Genomic DNA, 21,427 nt, shown 5'->3' on the forward strand with positions numbered 1-21,427 from the left:
AGCCAAATGCTGTGTGCCTTCAAGCGGAGAAGCCTGCTGGACTGCTCTCAAGCTTGGGGTTAAAACACTCGGACTTGAGGCTCCTACACGTCCAGAGGGCATCGTCCTACGAACTAAAGCTGACTGTTTACGAATTTGCGAGCGCGGTCCCGTTTTACTAATTTGGCCCGATGGCTGTTGGTATGGAGAGGTTACTCCGGAGCGCATTGAGCGTATCCTTATCGAGCACGTGATTGGTGGACGACCGATTGAAGAGTGGCTGATTCAACGCTCGACTATGTGGCCCAACCAAGCAGCGGCGAGTTGATCCCCCCAACAACCTCCTCGGCTGTGGAATCCATTATGGCCACCCCGACGGGTAAACTGTAAGCCGACGGGACTGGTTTTCGACGTGGCATCTGATAAATGCAACGCAGCCATGGCTGGCACCCAAGGATCGTCCAATGCTTGAAGTAGTAGCGTCGGCGGCATTTTGTACTGATCAGCAACTAAACGATTTAGTGGAGAAGCCTCTCGATAGTAGGTTTCCACATCGCCAAAACCCCAACGCGGAGCTGTTACTATGTTATCAAAGGCGCGAATTGTGCGTGGTACAGCATTCTTACCGCTCAATTGTCTCATTTCTTGAACGCTCAGACCAAAGGGATCTGCCAAGGTCTGACGGATCAGACGTTTAAGTAACCAGCGTTGATAGATCACGTTGCGAGGTCGCTCGATTGACGCGCTGCAATCTGCAAGATCTAACGGACTGCTCGCACAAAACAGACCATCAAGAGACTTGGGATAACTGAGACAGACATTAAGCAACATTGTTCCACCCAGGGAGATCCCAGCTCCTAGAAGTGGGCGGTCGCCAGCAAGCTCGCGTGCTCGGGCGATTACCGGTATTAGGTCACTATCGCATCGGGCCGCATAGGTTCCACCAGCTAACTTCCGGCCTGGGTCAGCTCCTCTTAAATTGAGGCGCAGTACTGCAAATCCTGCCGATTGCAGTCTAAGACCCATACGTCGCAAACCTTCTCGAGAGCTAGACCCCCCTAACCCATGCAACAACAGCACGAGACCCCGAGGTGCCTGATCCGGTTGGTCGAGGAAAGCCAGTAGTTTACCGTCTTTTGCGGCTCCGGTCGGTAGAGTTGGCACATCAATCAATATCCTTTGACCGTTCTCTTTAGGCAGAGTTACAGGGTGAATGGTGTCACGCAAGGTTTGCAGATCACCTCCTATCCAGGGAAAACGTTCTTGAAACAAGGCAACTCCCAACCGCTTTAGCAACTGAGAGTCATCAGATAGACGATGAACACGATCAAGCACTATTTACCTAAACCAAGATCCTTAAGTTCTAAGAGAAGTTCCCCCAGAACCTTTTTGGCATCACCAAACACCATCGATGTGTTATTTAAGTCAAACAGATCATTTTTGATTCCGGAATAACCAGCACCCATGCCACGCTTCACTACAAACACCGTACGGGCTTGTTGCACATCAAGCACCGGCATGCCATACAGCGGAGAATTAGGATCGGTTTTCGCTTGAGGGTTGACAACGTCGTTAGCACCGAGAACCATCACCACATCGGTTGCTGAAAACTCGGGGTTGATTACATCCATTTCCTTGAGTTGTTCGTAAGGAACATCGGCCTCGGCGAGAAGTACATTCATGTGACCAGGCATCCGGCCAGCTACTGGATGGATTGCGTATGTCACATCAATACCAGCCGCTTCAAGGGAGCGGGTGACTTCGCGGAGTGTGTGTTGGGCCTGTGCCACTGCAAGACCGTAGCCGGGCACGATGATTACCCGTTCCGCAGCTTCTAACGTGAGAGCGCACTCCTCAATGCTGCAGCTGGTGATATTGGTGTATTCACCTCCACCACCAGACACAGAATTGGTTCCCAGGGCCCCTCCGAACAACACCGACACCAGGGAACGGTTCATGCCGTTGCACATCACCCGTGTAAGAATTAGGCCAGCAGCGCCCACCATGGCCCCTGCTACTACCAGCAGCTGGCTACCTACCACGAAACCTGCAGAAGAAGCAGCTACTCCGGAGTAGCTATTAAGCAAAGAGATCACCACGGGCATGTCGGCGCCGCCAATCGGCAGTGTCACCCCAATGCCCAATGCACTGGAAGCCACTACCAAAAGCCACAGTCCCGTGGCATCGCCACTAGTGCGAATTATCTCTATGACACCCACTAAAGACGCTACAGCTAACGCAATATTCACGGCGTGGCGCAGCTTGCTTTGCATCCAGGGAGGCGTGGATAACCAGCCCTGAAGCTTGGCCATAGCCACAATGGATCCTGAAAAGGTAATGGAACCAACAAACACCGACACCACGATCGACGCTATTGCGACCGCTCCAGTTGCGTCTAAGACGACAGGTTCTAACGCTGCGGCTAAGGCCACTAATAGAGATGACATGCCACCACAACCGTTAAACAGCGCAACGGTTTCTGGCATAGAAGTCATGGGAACCTGCCGGGCTGTGATGGCCCCAAGGACACCGCCAACAACGCTGGCGCCAAGGATCCAAGCCCAAACCCCTACATCGAAAGTCGGTACGCTAATGTAATTAACGAGCAAACCAATAACGGCTAGGGCCATCGCTACGGCTGCTAGTTGGTTTGCCCTACGGGCAGAACGCACTTTTGACAAGCCCTTAATGCCAAGGGCTAGTAGCAAAACTGCCGTGAGCTCAATTGCGTACCTGAAATAGTTGGACATTAGCGACTCTCTTTGCGCGCAGGCTTGTGGTTAAACATGGCCAGCATTCGGTCTGTAACCAAGAAGCCACCGATCACATTGAAGAGGGCAAAGCCAAGGGAGACAGAGCCGAGCACTAACAGAGTTAGATTGTTATTTGCCTTGATAATTGCAGTAAGGGCAGCCAAAATCGTGATTCCCGAGATGGCATTAGCACCGCTCATGAGAGGGGTATGCAGCGTAGGAGGCACCTTGCCAATCAGTTCAAGACCCAGAAAACTTCCCAGCAACAACACCCAAAGAAATTCGACAAATGTAGATTCCATCAGTTAGCCCTTGAAGTAAAAACGTCGCCGCGACGGATCCTGCCATTCTGAGCAATCAGACAGCCGGCAATCAATTCATCCTCGAGGTCCAAGCGGAAATCGCCATCTTTCATCGTAAGCTCTAATAATGCTAGAAGGTTGCGGGCGTAAAGAGCGCTGGCATGATTGGGGACAGTACAAGGGAGATCATTACCACCGATCAATTTCACCCCCTTGCGGTCTACAGTCTTGCTGGCAACTGTGTCGACACAGTTGCCACCCTGAGCCACAGCCAAATCTACTACAACGGCTCCGGGTCGCATGCGATCGAGCATGTTTTCATCGATTAGGCGAGGGGCACAACGCCCCGGCACTTGGGCAGTGCAGATTGCTACATCTGCCCCAGCTAAATGATCTGAAAGCCGCTGGCGTTGTGCTGCAAGAAAAGCATCTGAAGCCTGCTGGGCATAGCCACCGGCCTCAGATGGTTCGTCCACCACTTCCGGTGGCTCAATGAAACGAGCTCCAAGAGACTCTACCTGTTCCTTCACAGCAGGACGGATGTCACTCACATAAACCACAGCCCCAAGGCGGCGTGCAGTGGCTACTGCCTGCAAACCAGCAACACCAGCCCCAAGAACCACCACTTTCGCCGGCTGGACCGTCCCAGCCGCTGTCATTAGCATTGGGAAATACCGATCTAATGCAGACGAAGCCAGCAGGACCGACTTGTAACCAGCAATACTTGCCTGGGAAGAGAGGGCATCAGCGGACTGAGCGCGACTGGTTCTAGGCAACAACTCAAAAGCCATAGCGGAGAGGCCTCCCGATTGAAGGGCCATCGCTAACTGCTCATTGGCATAGGGCGACAACATTCCCACCACAAGAGCTCCCTGACGCAGCCGGTTCAAGTGCGCCAACGCCGGCGACTGAACACAGAGAAGAACGTCGGCCTGAGACCAGGCATTAGTGTCTCCAACAGCGACCAGAGTTGCACCCTGATCAGCATAAGAGGCGTCCAAGTGTCCAGACAACACTCCTGCTCTACGCTCAACGGCCACAGAACAGCCAAGCGACACGAACCTTTTGACCGTGTCGGGTGTTGCCGCGATTCGGGTTTCTCCCGGTGTCGACTCCACCGGTATTAGAAATCTGGGCAAGGCGAAAATATCCACCGACCCGACCAAGGTTACGGGGTAGCCTCCTAGGAATTCGCATGATTGCCAAAAAAGGTGGCTAAAAGGTTAAAAGCTGTCAATATGGTTACTGGAGAAACACATTTCTTTATCTGATCTTACAGAGAGCATTAATGGAATCAAATGTTTTGACGTGATGACGGTTGCTACTATTACTACAGCAGCAGCCACGCCACAGGACCATGAAGAATGGACTGCACCTGTTCAACACACACTGAGGATGGATGCAAGGTCTCATTGGGTGTCTAGCTATTACCACATAACAGCATCGGTCGACAGACTACCCTGAAGCGTGGCATTGACACTACATACATTATTGGGTCGGCACTACCGCCATTAAAACCGGGGAAATTCAAATTGACCTAACGCAAATTAGAACTAAACTCTCCTCTGGTTGAGAACATCATCAAAACTGCAGCAAGTTCCTAAATCACACATTTCTTCGCGAGATGTATGCAAGGCACGTCTGCCGAAGTATCTGAGAAGCGGAGGGTCGGCTACGTATTTGAGTCGTCTGTAAACAATCCTCGTTGAACAAGAATTTTTCGTAAGAGAAGTCATCAGAATTTCGCGATTACGCAACCAGGCAGATAGTTAGACATGGTGTAACTGAGGACTTCATAGCCACGTGTCATGCAGCGAAGCATGAGTGGCCGAGAAGATTTCATTTACGCCATTAATTCGACTCAAGACTCCAGAGTTACCTCTTTTTTCACGCATATGACAATATCCGCTAAGAAAATGCGAATTTCTACGAATTAGGGCCACGGTTAGGTCGTTTAATCGGGCAACCTATTGCGTACTAGGAAGTCTGTTATGGATGCTGCAATGGAGCGCCGAGTTGGTGTTGCAACCACCTGGTCTACCGCTCGCGTCAAATTCCTAGACAGGGAAGAGCGTTATGAGGACAGTTATGCGGTTACCCAAGAATTCCGAGAATGGATCACGTGTGCAGGTGAAAATATATCCATGCTTGACGAGAGCGTCCTTATTTCTCCGGCTTTGCCGGATAAATATCGACAGTTAAATGACCATGTATCGAACGATCATCGGCTTGAAATTTAAGCGCCTTATAGAAGGCCAGCAACGTCCGATACGGCGTACCTAGCATGGTTGACGCGTCCAAGCACCTGCACAACCCTAGATTAACTTATAGTTCTTCTGCACAAGTGCGTGGCTACTGAGGTGCCTGAACTGATTGAAAACCTTGTTATCGTCGGATCGGGACCAGCTGGGTACACCGCGGCTATTTACGCTGCCAGAGCCAACCTTCAACCAACATTGATTACCGGATTCAGAAGGGGGGGGATTCCGGGTGGTCAATTGATGACCACAACGCACGTTGAGAATTTCCCAGGATTCCCAGATGGGGTGCTTGGCCCCGACCTAATGGACCTAATGAAGTCTCAGGCTTTGCGGTGGGGAACTCGTCTGGTGGAGGCTGATGCCGATGCAATTAACCTCGGCCAACGTCCCTTCCAGATCGAAGCTGATGGACAAGTCATCCAAGCCCATGCTGTAGTAATTGCAACGGGTGCCAGTGCTAACCGATTGGGACTGCCGTCAGAAGAGCGTTATTGGAGTAGTGGTATTAGTGCATGCGCCATTTGCGACGGGGCCACCCCACAGTTCCGCAACGCCGAATTGGCTGTTGTGGGGGGGGGGTGATTCCGCCTGTGAAGAAGCTGTTTATCTCACAAAGTACGGCAGCCATGTGCATCTAATAGTTCGTTCAGAGCGTTTACGTGCCAGCGCTGCTATGGCGGACCGTGTACTCACCAACCTAGCCATTACGGTGCATTGGAATAGCGAGGTAGTGGACGTAAGCGGTAAAAATTGGATTGACACACTCACGTTACGTAACCGAGGAACTGAGTCAACCACAGACCTCGCCGTGAGGGGCCTGTTTTATGCAATTGGTCACACCCCGAACACTGAGCTATTGCAAGGTCAAATCGACTTGGATGACAAGGCCTATTTGGTAACGCCATCTGGCCGACCTGAAACGTCCATCGACGGTGTTTTTTCAGCAGGTGATGTGGCCGATGCCGAGTGGCGACAGGGCATCACAGCGGCAGGCAGTGGTTGTAAAGCAGCCCTAGCAGCTGAACGTTGGCTTACTCATCACAATTTGGCCACCAGGGTGCGACGGGAGTCTATTGAGCCTGCCGTAGCCGAACGCCCGATAAATGTAGACATCACTACAGAGAATACGTACAGTCCTGACGGTGTTTGGCAAAAGGGCAGCTATGCCCTCCGCAGGCTCTACCACGACAGCGATAAGCCTTTACTAGTGATTTATACCTCACCGAGCTGTGGTCCTTGTCACGTACTCAAGCCGCAGCTCCAGCGTCTCATTAATGAGTTTAATGGTGCTGTCCAAGCCGTCGTAATCGATATCGAGCTTGATCAAGACATTGCAGAGCAGGCAGGCATAAGCGGCACACCGACCACTCAACTGTTCCACAATAAGGCCATGGTAAAACAGTGGCGAGGAGTGAAGCAGCGTTCTGAGTTTAAGAGGGCAATTGAACCTCTAATAAGCTAAGCGGTGGCTATTGCGAACTCACTAGCGCCGACGCGGACCACCCGGACGATTGCCTCCCGGTCGACCACCAGGTACCCCGGCATTGCGCTCACGGTAGGTAATGCGACCTCGGGTTAGGTCGTAGGGACTAATTTCAACGAGAACCTTGTCACCGGCTAGCAGCTTGATACGGAACTTGGTCAGCTTTCCAGCAGCCCGACAGAGACACTGGTGACCAGCAGGCTGTTCGAGGGTGACCAGATAGAACCCGTTTCCCTGTTCTTTCTCAATCACACCCGAGGTTTCAATCATGCGCTGGTGGGGTACAGAACTTGCGTATCGCTCTCTACTGTAAAAGGTCACACGCAGCACTTGGTCGTTGGTTTCTCCTTCAAGACAAAATCTACACTGCAGTTATGCGTATAATCGCTTAGCCTGCTTGACCTTGCTTGTTTTTCGACCTTCTGTTTAAGACAGTGAATCTCTAATATTTTCGTCAGGGCAACTTACGATAACTAAACAGGTTTTTGCAAGATAGTTTTACTTAAAAAATGACTAACTACTTGATTAGTGTTGGAGACTTTGTTTGCAGTGAGGTTGGCAAAAGTATAAAATTTGCATCCATACCTTAGGTAACTTAAGATTACTCAACTGTGCTGCAATGACCAAGAAACTTACAATTTGCTACGACACAAGTCTATTGAATTAGAACATATTGCTATATGAAACCCATGAAGTTTTTCGAATTGACTTGCTCTACGCTGATAAATAGCTACCACTAAAAATATTCTAAATCTGATAGTTACGGAGACTGAGCTACAATGTTACTATACAAAAACGTTAGATACTTAATTCACTCAGGTTAAATAATTCTAAGATAAGTTAACCTCAGGCATCTTCATGTGTAAATCATCGAATCAGTAAGTGCATCCGTTTGAGCCAGCTGGTTAAAGATATCCGTACAAAATGGCATAACCTGAAAGTTCCTAGAACAATTACATAGAGGAAATAAAGACCTCAGTAGTTTGTTTGGTGTAGAACCTATTGTATAGATCGAAGCACAAAAGCAGAGTTTTAAGGTCTTAAAACTAATTCATCGAGAGTTGTGATTAATGCAAAATACAAGTACTTAAATTAACCCGAATAATAATTTGAGAGTAACAATTTGAATAGCTGGCAACTTAGTATAACTCTTTCAACCATTGGTCTCATATTAAGGATCCATATACTGTAACCAAGATTTCGATGAAAGAGCTTTCTTCGCTATTTGCCACAAATGCTGCTTCTCTAAAAGTTTGATCATGCTTAAAGATGCTGTAAAACGTAGGCTAATCATATGGTGATGTCACTAATAGCGACTCAACTAGATTAAGCAAAAACACACTTGACTCTAACCGAAGATTGCTCTCAATCGCAGAGATTGACAACACAAATACTTCAAACAATATCGATAACTGGGATTGACTCCGAGCACTAACAGTGCTTTGGTAGCAACAACTTCAGCATCAATTCATGTATTTTTCTTAACGCTATTTCCAATAATCTAACATTAGATTTCTCGCATAAACTAAATAAACGAAACCATCGCAGCCATCCTTATAGTAGCATCAGGAATTTTAGAGTAAAGTGAATAAATCCTTCAGAAATATAAAAAATAACTTCTTCTTTTGATGAGTAATAGTGCCACAAGGCACCTAACCGAGGTGTATGCTTAATCTAAAGCAAAACACTCGAAAGCAGATAGCATTTGCCCACCATTAATCTATGACTTCCTGTAGTTCTCTTACAACATTCCATTGACCATACCAATAATTAGCTTCGGCTCTTTTTTCCGGGTCGTTTAAACTATCAATAGCATCAGGACCGATTGTTTTCCAAAGCTCATGGCCACAAATGCGGTTGAGACGTTGCTCAGCTTCATCAGCAAGCAGCAATAGGCGACGCTGCAACTTCTTGAGCTGAGCAACAGCCATGCAATCGAATCAGCGAAAGTTATGGTAAAAACAAGCTAACTCTAAACAGGTCATTTAATTCAAAAGGGTAGTTTTTTCCTGGCATCTTTGTCTAAATCTGCCTCCATCGCTCGAAGACGCTTGAGTATCGTATCGTAATATTCACGTATATAACTTTCCATATCTGTGGTATCTGCTTCATTCAAGCCAAATGCGGCATAGCTAGACCTCATCGATGCATCGAGAGGTTGACCACCGCCCGTAACCTCTGCGAAAGCAAGACGTTCAGCAACATTGACGGCAGGCTCGAAAAACGAGGCGATTCCCTGCATCAGATTGATCAAAACTGTTTGCACTCTAAAAACTCGAGCAGTCTTGCCACTGCAACGCTCGCAGAGCTGGACCAATTCTCCGGTGTTCCAAGGCTTGGGCCCCACAACTGGGAATGTACCTCGTACAGTCTCAGGGCGTTTAAGAGCTGCTACCGCAAAGCGAGCCATGTCTTGGGTGTTCATATATGCAATTGACGTTGGACTCCCACTTACCCAAACGGTTTGATTCTCCAAAACAGGAATAGCAAACTGGCTAATTACCCCCTGCATGAATGCCGCGCCCTGGAGAATGGTGTAATCGAAGTCGGAAGCCTCAAGAAGGTTCTCCGTGCAGGCCTTGATATCCATCAAGGGAACGTTGCGGTAGCTGTGAGCCCCCAACAATGAAAGAAACACAAATCGTTTCACACCGGCGCGATCACACGCTCGCAATAAATTGAGCTTGCCATCCCAGTCCGATTCGTAAATGCTTTGCGGATCGCTGGGTCTACTTGTTGCAGCGTCGATCACCGCATCGATGCGATCAAGCGCATAATCAAGACTGTCGGGTTCTAATAGGTCACCCCGCGTGAGCTCACATCCCCACTCTTGTAGAAACGCGGCTCTGCGAGGTGTCCGGACCATGCAACGCACTTGATACCCCGCATCTAAAGCTCGACGCGCAATCTGACGTCCCAAGGTGCCCGTCCCACCGACCACCAGAATCTGCTGCATGCCACCTCCCGACCTCAAGCCTGGGAGCCTAATTGCCCCGGGGAGAAAACGACGTCTCAGTCGCCCTCCAACCTAAGCAACAGTGCGCCTCCAGCCAGGCCAACGGGGATCAGAATTAAGAAAATGGCTGCGGTTCCAAAAATTTCTGAGGCCATAGTTAAGTCATACGCAAGATCCGCTTCTCCATTATACATCAATTTAAAACGCAAGTCGAAGCAAAGTTTTATCCGGAATGACTAGCATCAATCGAAATATTGATGATTCCAGCCAACGGTTAAATATATATTCTGTCGTCTGACTGTAGCATTTGTGGCCAAAACCGTCGGAAATCTTTTTATGGCTGACGAAGCAATCATTGCGTCGAAAACATAGTTTCTCAGCTACTTAGCCGCGGATCCCTCTGCAAAGCGATCACGGTTTGTTAACTTGATTAAGAACTAATTCGTAGAATCAACGTATACCTTATATTTTAATGTCTAGCACTACGCTCATACGAGTGATTTAAATCATTAGGTAAATTTTTAATATTTGTTTCATTTGGGGTACACGAATTTTCTAATATGCCAACCCTTTTAAAGCACAATCTTTCGCTCGTGTAGAGCTACCATCGCAAGCATAAGCTGGTATAAGAGTTTTAAACTTCACTCTGCCAATTTAATGACAATTAAGTAGAGGATGTGCCTTACGTTTAGGCCTGATCAGGAATAAGATCGGTTTACGAGTCTAAAGCGAATCTCAGGCTGGTGAGGGATGTGCTCGCGCAGTTACACTAAGATTGGAATCAACCTTACTCGGTCATTATTCGTCAGGCAATAAAAGACTATCCATACTGTGACCGACAACGTAATAGATTGTCGAATCGCAACAATATCAGTCAGTTAGGCTAAAAAAATTTAAAGCATCGAAGACGTTCAGAGCAACACGAATTAAAAAGCGACTACCTATGTAAGAATTTCCCAACAGCACCTCAGCAGTTTGTAGTAAACACAAACAATTCCTTAAACAAAAGCTAAAGTTCCAGTATGGCTAGCGTTGATCCGCCGTTCGATGATCTTCAGTCTATCATGACATAGCCTTCAAATTTTGGCGTTAAGGTGTGCTCAATTTCGTCACTAAAATCTAATCAACTAATCAAATTATTAGCTGCCAAAGCTCTGCAAACCGACCGGTAGTATGGGAACATCTACTAAACAGATGCGAACCCGAAACAAAAATTTTCTTTTTAATGGTGAGAAAAGCCATCGTCTAGTGATATTGGTGGGCCGGTTTGCTTAGAGTTGTGTCTGCTAATGCGCTTCAATACTGCTAAGCCGCTCAAATCGCAGGCCGGAACCAGTTCTTGGGGTGAACATTTTCAGTGGATTTGGTACCCCCGCCAGGGCGGGCAACACTGGTGTTGTCATTGGCGAGTTCTTGGCCCTGGTCACGGTCCTGCCTTGGTTCTGCTGCACGGTTTCGGAGCTGCAAGCGGTCACTGGCGATACATAGCGCCGAAGCTAGCGGCCTATGGTTGGCGTGTATTTAGCTTTGACCTCTTAGGATTCGGAGATTCTGATCAACCTGGGCTGTCTCAGGGTGGTCATCTAGATAATTCTGTCTGGGGGCAACAGACTTCTGCGTTTCTTCAAGAAATCGTTCAACGCCCAGCTGTACTAGTAGGTAACTCTCTTGGAGGTCTAACTGCTCTAACTGCGGCAGTACTAAGGCCCGACCAAGTCCGGGCTGTCATCGCTGCACCACTTCCAGACCCAGCTTTGATTCAATCGTTTCCGACAAGGCGTTCCCCACAGGTCAGGCGCTTGCAACGAAACCTACTTTCCCTGCTTATCAAATTACTGCCACTGCAATTAATAGTTCTATTCGTCGCCCAGAATCGGCTAATTCGCCTTGGACTGCAAGGAGCCTATACCCATTGTATAGCTAACGATTTTGAATTGCAACAGCTGATCAGTCGACCGGTCCGCAGAGCTACCGCTGCGCGAGCTTTACGGGCCATGAGCCTAGGCATGAGCCTGCGTCCTCGCGGAGTCACAGCACCAGCCCTCTTAGATCGCCTTAATAACAGGGTCCCGCTGATGTTGATCTGGGGACGGGATGATCGCTTTGTCCCCTTAGCCATTGGTCAAAAGGTGATCCATCAGCATTCATGGATCGAGTTGGCTGTCATCGACGCTTGTGGTCACTGTCCCCACGACGAAACGCCAGACTTATTTCTTGATGTCCTACTGTCTTGGCTGGGTCGTAACCTGACCGGTAGCGAACCAACAGGGGAAGCTCAGAAAACATGAAGCACACCCTCTCGGTAGTTGTAGAGGACGAATCAGGGGTACTTAGCCGTGTAGCCGGGTTATTTGCCCGCCGTAGCTTCAATATACGCAGTCTGACCGTGGGGCCGGCTGAGGTAGATGGGCAGTCGCGACTAACAATGGTGGTTTTAGGAGACGATCAGGCGCTGCAGCAAATGACCAAGCAGCTGGATAAGCTCGTGAACGTCTTACAGGTGTTAAACCTGACCCAGCGCCCTACTGTGGAGCGCGAACTTATGCTCCTGAAGGTGGCCGCACCGGCAGAAGTCCGTGGTGCCATTTTCGATCTTGTTCAGGTTTTCCGTGCCAGGGTCGTGGATGTTGCCGATGAGGCGTTGATCGTAGAAGTGGTTGGTGACCCTGGTAAGCTTGCAGCTCTTGAACGTCTTATGACTCCTTTTGGCATTCTTGAAATTGCTCGTACGGGAAAGGTGGCCTTAGAGCGGGCTTCGGGCGTTAACACAGAGCTTTTGAAGGTTTCATCAAGCGAAACCCAGGTACTAGCCTGAATCAACTTCTCAGGTTAGCTTTTACGATCTGGTCACCTCGGCGAATTTCGTCGACAACGTCCATGCCATCAACGATCCATCCGAAGACTGCGTAGCGACCGTCCAACTCGGGTAATGACTTTAGAGCTATATAAAATTGGGCACTCGCCGAGTTAGGCAATTGAGAGCGAGCCATGGCGACAGACCCGCGCTTGTGATTGAGCGTAAGGTTATTTAACTCGCTCGGATTAGTAACTATGTGGCTGTAACGGGGTTTTTCTTCTCCACGAAAGCTGATTTCAAGTGGGATCGTCCGAACCTGACCCGTAGTTGGATCGATAAAATTGCCAGTGCCTAGCTGATCCAACGGAACGGAGTGATCACTCGACTGGGGATCACCGCCCTGAACTACAAAAGGAGCCGGGTCGCGAATAACGCGATGAAATAGCGTCCCATCGTAAGTGCCACGACGTACCAAGTCAACAAAATTTCCAGCCGTTATTGGTGAGGCTTCACCATCAACTTCAATTGTGATATCACCTCGATTTGTTCTGAGTTGAACCGTTGCCCTCCCATATAGACAAGCAAAATTTGCGTTTGTGCAATCAAACGTAACTGCCGACCGAGGTGATGAGCTACAACCCACCATCAAAATAGCCAGCAAAGCTAATGACCAAACCAATGGATGAAAGTAAAGCAGGTACTGGGGTTTAAAGACTTTCAAGATTGACCCCCAGGAAACGTGCTAATTCAGCTCCGTCCTGTTCGAGTTGGGCTAGTGGAAGGGGCTCACCAACACGAGTGAGTGACATGTCACGACGGCCTTGAATTCGAAGGGAAACGCGACGACGAGCATTGAAGCCATCGCGCACTTCTAACTTCACTGCTCTGACATCCCTCAAAGGAAATTCGATGCTCAGTGGTCGGCGAAAACCCCGGCGGTTGATGGTTACGACACCGGTTGACTTGTCAAAGCGGTTGCTACCCGAGCCTACATCAACGGCAATGACATACCAGAGGTAGGACGCCAGCAATACAGCAGCGATGCTGTAAAGCCCCATAACCAAACCTTGGGGAACAAAGATTAGAGTCGCAGGATGACCGAAAGGCAAAACGTCATACCCGAGATAGCTGGATAGGGAAGCCAGCAGAAATCCAATCCCTCCAATGCTGACCGCAGCAGCAACGAGAAAATTAGAAAGACGTCGCGAGCCGAGCACCGATTGCTCCAGCACTGTTGCAGACATGAATGAGGCGGAATGCAGTTGGTTATTGTGAGGGAGGATGGCCCTAGAGTGCAGAGCATGGGTAATGGGTAGACCCCAAATTAGGGGGGAGCGCGACACATAGGGATTTCAACTAGGGCGGATGCTCCTCACAGGGGACGCTGAAATTGTTAAGGTCCCTGACGTATCCCACAGCCCGCGGTTTTCCGCACCGTTCACTCTCATGACAATTGCTGTAGGACGCGCGCCTCAGCGAGGATGGTTCGACGTCCTCGATGACTGGCTTAAACGCGACCGCTTTGTATTCATTGGCTGGTCCGGTCTGCTTCTTATGCCGACGGCCTATCTGGCTATCGGTGGATGGTTAACCGGTACTACCTTTGTGACCTCCTGGTACACCCACGGCATCGCGTCGTCGTACCTAGAAGGTTGTAATTTCCTCACCGCTGCTGTTTCGACTCCTGCTGACGCGATGGGTCACAGCTTGCTACTGCTCTGGGGCCCTGAAGCCCAAGGCGACTTCGTCCGCTGGTGTCAGCTCGGCGGTCTTTGGGCTTTTACTGCTCTACATGGCGCTTTTGCACTGATCGGCTTCATGTTGCGTCAGTTCGAAATCGCACGTCTTGTCGGCATCCGTCCTTATAACGCCATCGCCTTCTCTGGCCCCATTGCGGTGTTCGTCAGTGTTTTCCTGATTTACCCACTTGGCCAAAGTAGCTGGTTTTTTGCACCCTCCTTCGGTGTAGCGGCGATCTTCCGCTTTCTTCTCTTTCTCCAGGGCTTTCACAACTGGACCTTGAACCCATTCCACATGATGGGTGTGGCTGGTATCCTCGGCGGCGCGCTGCTGTGCGCCATCCACGGCGCAACCGTGGAAAATACCCTGTTTGAGGATGGTGAGCAGGCGAATACCTTTAAGGCATTCGAACCAACTCAAGAAGAAGAAACCTACTCAATGGTCACCGCCAACCGTTTCTGGAGCCAAATTTTTGGTATTGCTTTCTCCAATAAGCGTTGGCTACACTTCTTCATGCTGTTTGTTCCGGTGATGGGTCTGTGGACCAGCTCTATTGGCATCATCGGTTTGGCCCTCAACTTGCGCGCCTATGACTTCGTGTCACAGGAAATTCGTGCTGCTGAGGATCCTGAATTTGAGACCTTCTACACTAAAAACATTCTCTTAAACGAAGGTCTGCGTGCCTGGATGGCACCAGCTGACCAGCCACACGAAAACTTCGTCTTCCCTGAAGAGGTTCTACCCCGTGGAAACGCCCTTTAATCCTGGTCTTGTCGCCACTGGCGGCAAAGACCTCGAATCCACCGGTTATGCATGGTGGTCAGGAAATGCTCGTTTAATTAACTTATCCGGCCGACTACTTGGAGCCCACGTTGCTCATGCCGGTCTGATGGTTTTCTGGGCTGGTGCAATGATGCTGTTTGAGGTGAGTCATTTCACCTTCGATAAGCCCATGTATGAGCAAGGTTTCATCTGTATGCCTCACGTCGCAACTTTAGGTTACGGCGTTGGCCCAGGTGGAGAAGTTACCGACCTATTCCCATTCTTTGTGGTTGGCGTTCTGCATCTGATCAGCTCTGCCGTACTGGGCCTTGGTGGTCTGTATCACGCCTTGCGCGGCCCAGAAATTTTGGAAAACTATTCTTCCTTCTTTTCTCAGGATTGGCGTGATAAAGATCAGATGACCAACATCATTGGCTACCATTTAATTCTCCTCGGTGTCGGTTGCCTGTTGTTGGTTTTCAAAGCCATGTTCTTTGGGGGGGTTTACGATACTTGGGCACCAGGCGGTGGCGACGTTCGTTTGATCACGAACCCTACCCTCGACCCTGGCGTAATCTTCGGCTATCTATTCCGTGCACCGTTCGGTGGCGAAGGCTGGATTATCGGCGTAAACTCAATGGAAGACATTATAGGTGGTCACATCTGGTTAGGCCTGACCCTGATTTTTGGTGGAATTTGGCATGCAATCACCAAACCCTTTGGCTGGGTGCGTCGTGCCTTCATTTGGAATGGTGAGGCTTATTTGAGCTACAGCCTTGGCGCCTTAAGCTTTATGAGCTTCATTGCATCTGCCTTTATCTGGTTCAACAACACCGCCTATCCATCTGAGTTTTGGGGTCCTACCAACGCTGAGGCTTCTCAGGCTCAAAGCTTCACTTTCTTGGTGCGCGACCAGCGCCTTGGAGCCAATATTGGTTCTGCTATGGGTCCTACAGGCCTTGGTAAATATCTGATGCGCTCGCCAACTGGTGAAATCATTTTTGGCGGTGAAACCATGCGCTTTTGGGATTTCCGCGGTCCTTGGTTGGAGCCTCTCCGTGGCCCCAATGGTCTCAGCCTTGATAAGTTGCAGAATGACATTCAGCCATGGCAGGTGCGCCGTGCGGCTGAATATATGACCCATGCTCCTAATGCTTCTCTGAATTCTGTCGGTGGCATCATCACAGAGCCTAACTCAGTCAACTATGTCAACCTGCGTCAGTGGCTGGGAGCCGCACAATTCGTGCTCGCTTTCTTCTTCTTGGTAGGTCACCTTTGGCATGCAGGTCGTGCTCGTGCTGCTGCTGCTGGTTTTGAGAAAGGTATTGATCGCCAGGCAGAACCCGTGTTGGGTATGCCTGACCTAGACTAAATCAAATATTTGATTGTTAAATCTAGGCAATTTTTTGACCTCCACTAAAAAGTGGAGGTCTTTATATTTAGGCTGATTTAGCCAAATATCTCAAAAGTGTTTGTAACGTTTAAATTATATATGAAATATTTGACTTTGCCAAATTAAATTAAACGCTCCCCCCTGAGAGTAAGTCGGTAACTATACGAACTGAAGACCTAACTGACTTGCTGCTGCTGCTAAAGATGATCGATATTCAATACACTTCCAGTTTCGCGGGCGAGCCTATCATGCTCAGTCATGACAAATATAGTCTTAACCATATCCTTAGTCTGGCTTGTTAGCAGCTTCAGTGTAATACTACTTTGCCTTTGATAAGCTAACTCAATTGAACAAACTAACAGTTATTCCAATTCCTTGGCCAACACTGTATCGATTAACATTGATCTTATTCCCAGATTAGCATTACGCATAAAAAAGGATTTTCATTAGGATTAATGAGCTTTTTCTCCCTTTCTTCGACTGTTATAATTAGGAGAGGAAATATTGTCATCACGATTGGGCCAGTTAACCGAACCAATGCCACAATACCGGTCGATTAATTGTGGCAACACATTTGAAGTCATATAGGTGCGTTAACTATGCTGCAGCGACTATCTCCGGTAGATATTGGCCCTGAAGCAGTTGGATGAAAAGGTAGAAGAGCAATATCCACAAAAATTACAACAGTTTGCCATCATCTGAAGTCTAAGATGGCATCGAAAGCTTAGTATGCTTCCATTAGTTTGTTTCGTAAAGGTAAAAGGTTAAGCCCATCAATATTTGGTCAGACTCACCAATAATTTTTTGTGTACTACACACTCTGTCGACTATCCTTAAACCAGGCTAGTAATATTACCGCAGCAGATAAAAGTTGTGATAGTTTTGATAATGTTGGATAGCTTCGGTGTTAATGGCTGACAAATTTTGATGACCGTAGACAGTTGTGACGTCTAGGAGCACAGGTAGCGGTAATAAGGCATCAACTAGCGTTACTTCGGTCAAGCGTTTTTGATATGGTTTCAATTGTGAAATAGATCCTATACCCTAAAAGCTGTGCTGGGTTCTAACTGGCCTGCTGGCGTGGTGTGCCAGGGATCGCTAGTCTGTTACTCCGAGGTAATTCCTTGGGTGGGGTGGGGGAAGCAGCTATTATATGTACCATTCACCCCTGTTAACAGGGAGTCAAGTTTAGACACCGCCCTAACTGCTCTGTTGATCCTTGTGTTTAGCTAGCCCACCTTGATAAAATGGCTTGGTTAAATTTGTGGCTCCCGGTGTGTATCTCTTGAGGACAATAATTATCAAGCCGAAAGATTATCTTAGGCTTGCTTATGAAATTTCTCAGTAAGCTAACTTTTATTGATTTAAAGTCTGAAAATGCCGTTAACAACAAGAGTCTTTGGGGCTTGAAATCATTAGGTTTTTTCTCAGGGCCCATCCCCATACGAACGCATTATGTCTCGCATTTACGACGATAACAGCCTGGCCATCGGCAACACCCCGCTGGTGAAATTGAATAACGTCACCAAAAATTGCAAAGCTACTGTTCTGGCGAAAATTGAAGGGCGTAACCCGGCGTACAGCGTAAAGTGCCGCATTGGTGCGAACATGATTTGGGACGCCGAAAAAAACGGCAAACTTACCAAAGACAAGGTGATTGTTGAGCCCACTTCAGGTAATACTGGGATCGCCTTGGCCTTCACTGCGGCAGCTCGTGGCTACAAGCTGATTCTTGCTATGCCCGAGTCAATGTCAATCGAACGTCGCCGCGTGATGGCTGTGATGGGAGCTGAAATTGTGCTTACCGAAGCTACTAAAGGCATGCCAGGAGCTATTGCCAAAGCCAAGGAAATTGCTAAGAGCAATCCCTCAAAATTTTTTATGCCTAGTCAATTCGACAACCCAGCCAACCCAGAAATTCATTTCCGGACTACTGGTCCTGAAATCTGGAACGATTGCGATGGTGCAATTGACGTTTTTGTAGCTGGTGTCGGCACAGGCGGCACGATCACTGGCGTATCACGCTATGTAAAAAATAAGGTCGGAAAAGCGATCGAATCTGTTGCTGTTGAACCGAGCCACAGCCCAGTGATTACCCAAACTATTAACGGAGAAACAGTAACTCCCGGTTCTCACAAGATCCAGGGAATTGGCGCCGGCTTTATTCCTAAGAACCTTGACCTCAACATCGTTGACAAAGTGGAACAGGTCACCAACGACGAATCAATCGCTATGGCCGTGCGTTTAGCGCAAGAGGAAGGTCTTTTAGTAGGTATTTCCTGTGGCGCAGCTGCAGCAGTCGCCATCCGTCTTGCCGAACAAGAGGCCTATGCAGGGAAAACAATTGTTGTCATCCTACCCGATTTAGCTGAGCGCTATCTGTCGTCTAGCATGTTCGCCAAGGTGCCTACGGGGATCATTGAGCAGCCTGTTGCTGCCTAAGTGTCCCCCCTTAAAGTATCAGTAGTTGCATTCATAAGACAAATTGACCAGTCCGTATACGACTTGCAGGACTCCTAAGACGGCGTCGGCCTAGGTTTAAAGACCCTGCGTCAATCATGCTGACACTGTTGTTTTGGCCTCACTCCTGGCAGAACGGCCTCTGGAGCAATCCACATGGCATCGCCATAAGAGAAAAAACGATATTCACGCTGAATCGCATCGGCATAAAGAGCTAACAATCTTTGGCGTCCAATTAATGCGCTTACTAATAAAAGAAGAGAACTTTTAGGCAAATGGAAATTCGTGAGAAGACCCTGTACGACCTGAAATTGATAGCCTGGCTGAATCACAAGATTCACAGATCCGGTAAATGGCTTTAGTTCACCACCATGGGCCTGAACAGCACCTTCAAGTGCTCGCACGCTAGTTGTTCCCACTGCGATTACACGACCAGAACAACATCGAATGGCTTCGAGAACTTCTGCACCCACGTCGATCCATTCACTATGCAATTTCAGCGTCGTGAGGTCTTCTGTTTCCACTGGGCGAAACGTCCCCAACCCAACGTGTAGCGTAATCTTCGCTAACCCAATACCTTTATCCCGCAGCCCAGCAAGAAGCTCGTCGCTGAAGTGTAGTCCTGCCGTTGGAGCTGCCACAGATCCAAGGTGGTCGGCGTAGCGGGTTTGATAGCGTTCAGCATCGAAAGGGTTGTGTTGCTTTATATAGGGCGGTAACGGTACTTCGCCGAACTGATCCAGTAGTGTTTCAATCGATTCAGCATCTCGACAATTTGAAGGAAACTGCACAATCCGTCCACCACTAACGCGATCTTTCGCCATAACCTTCAGCCGGATATTTGTAGATTCAATACGAAGCTGGTCACCGGGACGCGTGCGATTCGCGGGTCGAGCTAAGCAGAGCCATAACCCATCTCCGCGAGGCTCAAGCATCAGCAGTTCGGATCGACCGCCACCGAGACGTCGAACCTTCAGACGCGCTTTGAGAACTCTGGTGTCATTGACCACCAGTAAATCTCCAGAACGAAGCTCGTCCAATAGATTCCAAACTTTCCCATGCCTTGCTGCTTCTGCACCATCGTTGTGGAATGGAGCCATGAAAAGACGCGCCTCGTGACGCGGTTCCACGGGCACCTGAGCAATGCGCTCAGGTGGCAATGAATACGCGTAACTACTAAGCTGCCGGTCTTGTAAATCCGACATTGGAATTAAAGCGACAGGCTCTCTGTGCGGTTCTCAATTAAGTCGGCCAAATCCTTAAGGAAAGAAGCTCCATCGACACCATAAATAACTCGGTGGTCGGCGGTAAGATTCACCTGCATTTGACGTTTCACCTCGATCGATCCATTCTTGCCAGCAACAACCGTTGGAGAAGATGCAGCGACGGCCAGAATCGCACCGGTACCGGGAGGAAGGATAGCATCGAAACGATCCACTCCAAACATGCCTAAATTAGATAGAGTAAACGTGCCCGTGCTGTATTCCTCCGGTAACAGTCGTTTACTACGGGACCGTTTAACTAAATCAGCCCATTGACGCGACATCTCATAGAGATCAGTGCGATCTGCGTGGCGCAGAACCGGAGTGATCAAGCCGCCGTCTTCCATAGCCACTGCTACCGCAATATTTATATCGGCTGGGTAAGTGATTCCTGCTGGGGTTGTTGCCGCATTTACTTGGGGATGACGCACCAAAGTCACAGCAACGGCTTTAGCCAATAAAGCCGTCATAGTGACACCCTTGGGCTTCACTATTTTATAAAATGCATCAAGTTCGTTAGTGGTAATGGTATAACCAACACGGAAGCAAGGTACGGCCAAGCTGGCTTCCATGTTGCGATTTACAGCTCCTTGCAATGTGTTAAAAGACACGGTCTCACCAGGACGTCCAAAGCTATTACCAGCTGGTTCAAGCCCGACTGGGGCTGTATGGTCAACGGCGGCAGGGCCAGTGCCTTCAGCTAAGCGAGGGACAGAAATAGTCTGACCGGTAGCCTTTTCAACATCCTCTGCTTGGATTCGGCCGTGTGGCCCACTACCTCGCACTGTAACTAAGTCTACTCCCATTTGACATGCTAACTTCTTGGCACGTGGGGTCGCTACTATGCGGCTGTGGTTCACAACCGGAGCAACTACAGCGGGTGAAGTTACTGAACCTGGCACTGATGCCGGGCCAGAAGTTAACACAGGCGTAGGATAGACTGGGGGAGCTGGTGCGGGCTCTCCAGCTGGCCGAGGAGGAGCTGTAGTTGGAGTACTTGAGACTTTGGCTTTGGCATCGGCAATCTCTGCTTCGGTTTCAACAATCAACCCAACGGTCTCGCCCACCGGAGCAGTACTGCCAGCTGGCAGTAGCACGGTCGCTAGGTAACCATCTTGAAATGACTCGACATCCATATCAGCTTTATCTGATTCAACAACAAGAACAGATTCACCGCGAGCAACCTTCTCGCCAGGCTGCTTTAGCCACTCCACAATTTTGCCTTCCGTCATAGTGGAACTAAGAGCAGGCATAAAGATGTCGTGAGTTGCCAAAACCA

21 protein-coding genes and 1 pseudogene are annotated in these 21,427 nt (G+C 48.9%); 9 read left to right on the plus strand and 13 right to left on the minus strand.

From position 1 onward, the window contains the following. Positions 1-264: 264 nt before the first annotated feature. The 5 genes from ABWV55_RS07880 to ABWV55_RS07900 are packed head-to-tail and all read right to left on the minus strand — an operon-like array spanning position 265 to position 4,240. The gene (locus tag ABWV55_RS07880; protein ID WP_353291534.1) at positions 265-1,314 is read right to left on the minus strand and encodes an alpha/beta fold hydrolase; all 1,050 of its coding nucleotides are present in this window, start codon (positions 1,312-1,314) and stop codon (positions 265-267) included. Then, positions 1,314-2,729 carry an NAD(P)(+) transhydrogenase (Re/Si-specific) subunit beta gene (locus ABWV55_RS07885; RefSeq protein ID WP_353291535.1) on the minus strand — a complete coding sequence of 472 codons (1,416 nt, stop codon included), beginning with the start codon at positions 2,727-2,729 and terminating at the stop codon, positions 1,314-1,316. The genes ABWV55_RS07880 and ABWV55_RS07885 overlap by 1 nt, the downstream gene beginning before the upstream one ends. Further along, complete coding sequence (locus tag ABWV55_RS07890) at positions 2,729-3,034, minus strand: NAD(P) transhydrogenase subunit alpha (protein ID WP_353291536.1); 306 nt, start codon at positions 3,032-3,034, stop codon at positions 2,729-2,731. The genes ABWV55_RS07885 and ABWV55_RS07890 overlap by 1 nt, the downstream gene beginning before the upstream one ends. Then, positions 3,034-4,125 carry an NAD(P) transhydrogenase subunit alpha gene (locus tag ABWV55_RS07895; protein WP_353292697.1) on the minus strand — a complete coding sequence of 364 codons (1,092 nt, stop codon included), beginning with the start codon at positions 4,123-4,125 and terminating at the stop codon, positions 3,034-3,036. Before ABWV55_RS07895 ends, ABWV55_RS07890 begins: the two co-directional genes overlap by 1 nt. Continuing rightward, complete coding sequence (locus ABWV55_RS07900; protein WP_353291537.1) at positions 4,064-4,240, minus strand: hypothetical protein; 177 nt, start codon at positions 4,238-4,240, stop codon at positions 4,064-4,066. The genes ABWV55_RS07895 and ABWV55_RS07900 overlap by 62 nt, the downstream gene beginning before the upstream one ends. A 105-nt stretch (positions 4,241-4,345) precedes the next feature. Here ABWV55_RS07900 and ABWV55_RS07905 point away from each other — a divergent pair, with 105 nt between their 5' ends. The 3 genes and pseudogenes from ABWV55_RS07905 (at position 4,346) to trxB (ending at position 6,757) form a co-directional block, all read left to right on the plus strand. Beyond that, positions 4,346-4,498, plus strand: coding sequence for a hypothetical protein (locus ABWV55_RS07905; protein WP_353291538.1), 153 nt, complete (start codon positions 4,346-4,348; stop codon positions 4,496-4,498). Positions 4,499-5,025: 527 nt separating this feature from the next. Beyond that, the gene (locus ABWV55_RS07910; protein WP_353292698.1) at positions 5,026-5,274 is read left to right on the plus strand and encodes a hypothetical protein; all 249 of its coding nucleotides are present in this window, start codon (positions 5,026-5,028) and stop codon (positions 5,272-5,274) included. A gap of 108 nt (positions 5,275-5,382) precedes the next feature. Next, positions 5,383-6,757, plus strand: a pseudogene (gene trxB, locus ABWV55_RS07915) (thioredoxin-disulfide reductase). A gap of 21 nt (positions 6,758-6,778) precedes the next feature. Here trxB and infA read toward each other — a convergent pair. The 4 genes from infA to petM form a co-directional block, all read right to left on the minus strand. Then, positions 6,779-7,048, minus strand: coding sequence for a translation initiation factor IF-1 (gene infA / locus ABWV55_RS07920; protein ID WP_353292699.1), 270 nt, complete (start codon positions 7,046-7,048; stop codon positions 6,779-6,781). 1,445 nt (positions 7,049-8,493) lie between these two features. Then, positions 8,494-8,709 carry a hypothetical protein gene (locus tag ABWV55_RS07925; protein WP_353291539.1) on the minus strand — a complete coding sequence of 72 codons (216 nt, stop codon included), beginning with the start codon at positions 8,707-8,709 and terminating at the stop codon, positions 8,494-8,496. A 59-nt stretch (positions 8,710-8,768) separates the two neighbouring features. Then, positions 8,769-9,734: an NAD(P)H-binding protein gene (locus ABWV55_RS07930; RefSeq protein ID WP_353291540.1), complete on the minus strand. Its 966-nt coding sequence runs from the start codon at positions 9,732-9,734 to the stop codon at positions 8,769-8,771. Positions 9,735-9,790: 56 nt separating this feature from the next. Further along, positions 9,791-9,889 (minus strand): cytochrome b6-f complex subunit PetM, encoded by a 99-nt coding sequence (gene petM / locus ABWV55_RS07935; RefSeq protein ID WP_353292700.1) that lies wholly within the window; start codon positions 9,887-9,889, stop codon positions 9,791-9,793. Between the two features lie 1,134 nt (positions 9,890-11,023). On the opposite strand from petM, the gene ABWV55_RS07940 reads away from it, so the two are divergent. Both ABWV55_RS07940 and ilvN read left to right on the plus strand, forming a co-directional pair. Continuing rightward, on the plus strand, positions 11,024-12,022 hold the full coding sequence (locus ABWV55_RS07940) for an alpha/beta fold hydrolase (protein ID WP_353291541.1): 999 nt from the start codon (positions 11,024-11,026) through the stop codon (positions 12,020-12,022). Then, a complete protein-coding gene (ilvN, locus tag ABWV55_RS07945; RefSeq protein ID WP_353291542.1) occupies positions 12,019-12,549 on the plus strand; it encodes an acetolactate synthase small subunit in 531 nt (176 codons plus the stop codon). The genes ABWV55_RS07940 and ilvN overlap by 4 nt, the downstream gene beginning before the upstream one ends. A 1-nt stretch (position 12,550) precedes the next feature. On the opposite strand, the gene ABWV55_RS07950 is transcribed toward ilvN, so the two are convergent. Both ABWV55_RS07950 and ABWV55_RS07955 read right to left on the minus strand, forming a co-directional pair. Further along, positions 12,551-13,177 (minus strand): peptidylprolyl isomerase, encoded by a 627-nt coding sequence (locus tag ABWV55_RS07950; protein WP_353292701.1) that lies wholly within the window; start codon positions 13,175-13,177, stop codon positions 12,551-12,553. A 61-nt stretch (positions 13,178-13,238) separates the two neighbouring features. Continuing rightward, complete coding sequence (locus tag ABWV55_RS07955; RefSeq protein WP_353292702.1) at positions 13,239-13,775, minus strand: photosystem I assembly protein Ycf4; 537 nt, start codon at positions 13,773-13,775, stop codon at positions 13,239-13,241. 202 nt (positions 13,776-13,977) lie between these two features. Here ABWV55_RS07955 and psbD point away from each other — a divergent pair, with 202 nt between their 5' ends. From psbD to cysK, 4 genes are all read left to right on the plus strand, one after another. Continuing rightward, positions 13,978-15,033: a photosystem II D2 protein (photosystem q(a) protein) gene (gene psbD / locus ABWV55_RS07960; protein ID WP_353291789.1), complete on the plus strand. Its 1,056-nt coding sequence runs from the start codon at positions 13,978-13,980 to the stop codon at positions 15,031-15,033. Then, positions 15,017-16,405: a photosystem II reaction center protein CP43 gene (gene psbC, locus ABWV55_RS07965; RefSeq protein ID WP_353292703.1), complete on the plus strand. Its 1,389-nt coding sequence runs from the start codon at positions 15,017-15,019 to the stop codon at positions 16,403-16,405. The genes psbD and psbC overlap by 17 nt, the downstream gene beginning before the upstream one ends. A gap of 1,074 nt (positions 16,406-17,479) precedes the next feature. Then, positions 17,480-17,659 (plus strand): hypothetical protein, encoded by a 180-nt coding sequence (locus ABWV55_RS07970; RefSeq protein WP_353291543.1) that lies wholly within the window; start codon positions 17,480-17,482, stop codon positions 17,657-17,659. 222 nt (positions 17,660-17,881) lie between these two features. After that, a complete protein-coding gene (gene cysK / locus ABWV55_RS07975) occupies positions 17,882-18,868 on the plus strand; it encodes a cysteine synthase A (protein WP_353291544.1) in 987 nt (328 codons plus the stop codon). 110 nt (positions 18,869-18,978) lie between these two features. On the opposite strand, the gene queA is transcribed toward cysK, so the two are convergent. Together queA and ABWV55_RS07985 are read right to left on the minus strand one after the other, a co-directional pair. Then, positions 18,979-20,091 (minus strand): tRNA preQ1(34) S-adenosylmethionine ribosyltransferase-isomerase QueA, encoded by a 1,113-nt coding sequence (gene queA / locus ABWV55_RS07980; RefSeq protein ID WP_353291545.1) that lies wholly within the window; start codon positions 20,089-20,091, stop codon positions 18,979-18,981. Positions 20,092-20,096: 5 nt separating this feature from the next. Then, a complete protein-coding gene (locus tag ABWV55_RS07985; protein WP_353292704.1) occupies positions 20,097-21,422 on the minus strand; it encodes a dihydrolipoamide acetyltransferase family protein in 1,326 nt (441 codons plus the stop codon). Between the last annotated feature and the right edge of the window lie 5 nt (positions 21,423-21,427).

Origin of the sequence: Synechococcus sp. M16CYN, from assembly GCF_040371545.1 — a bacterium.
In the GTDB taxonomy this organism is placed as follows: Bacteria; Cyanobacteriota; Cyanobacteriia; order PCC-6307; family Cyanobiaceae; genus Parasynechococcus.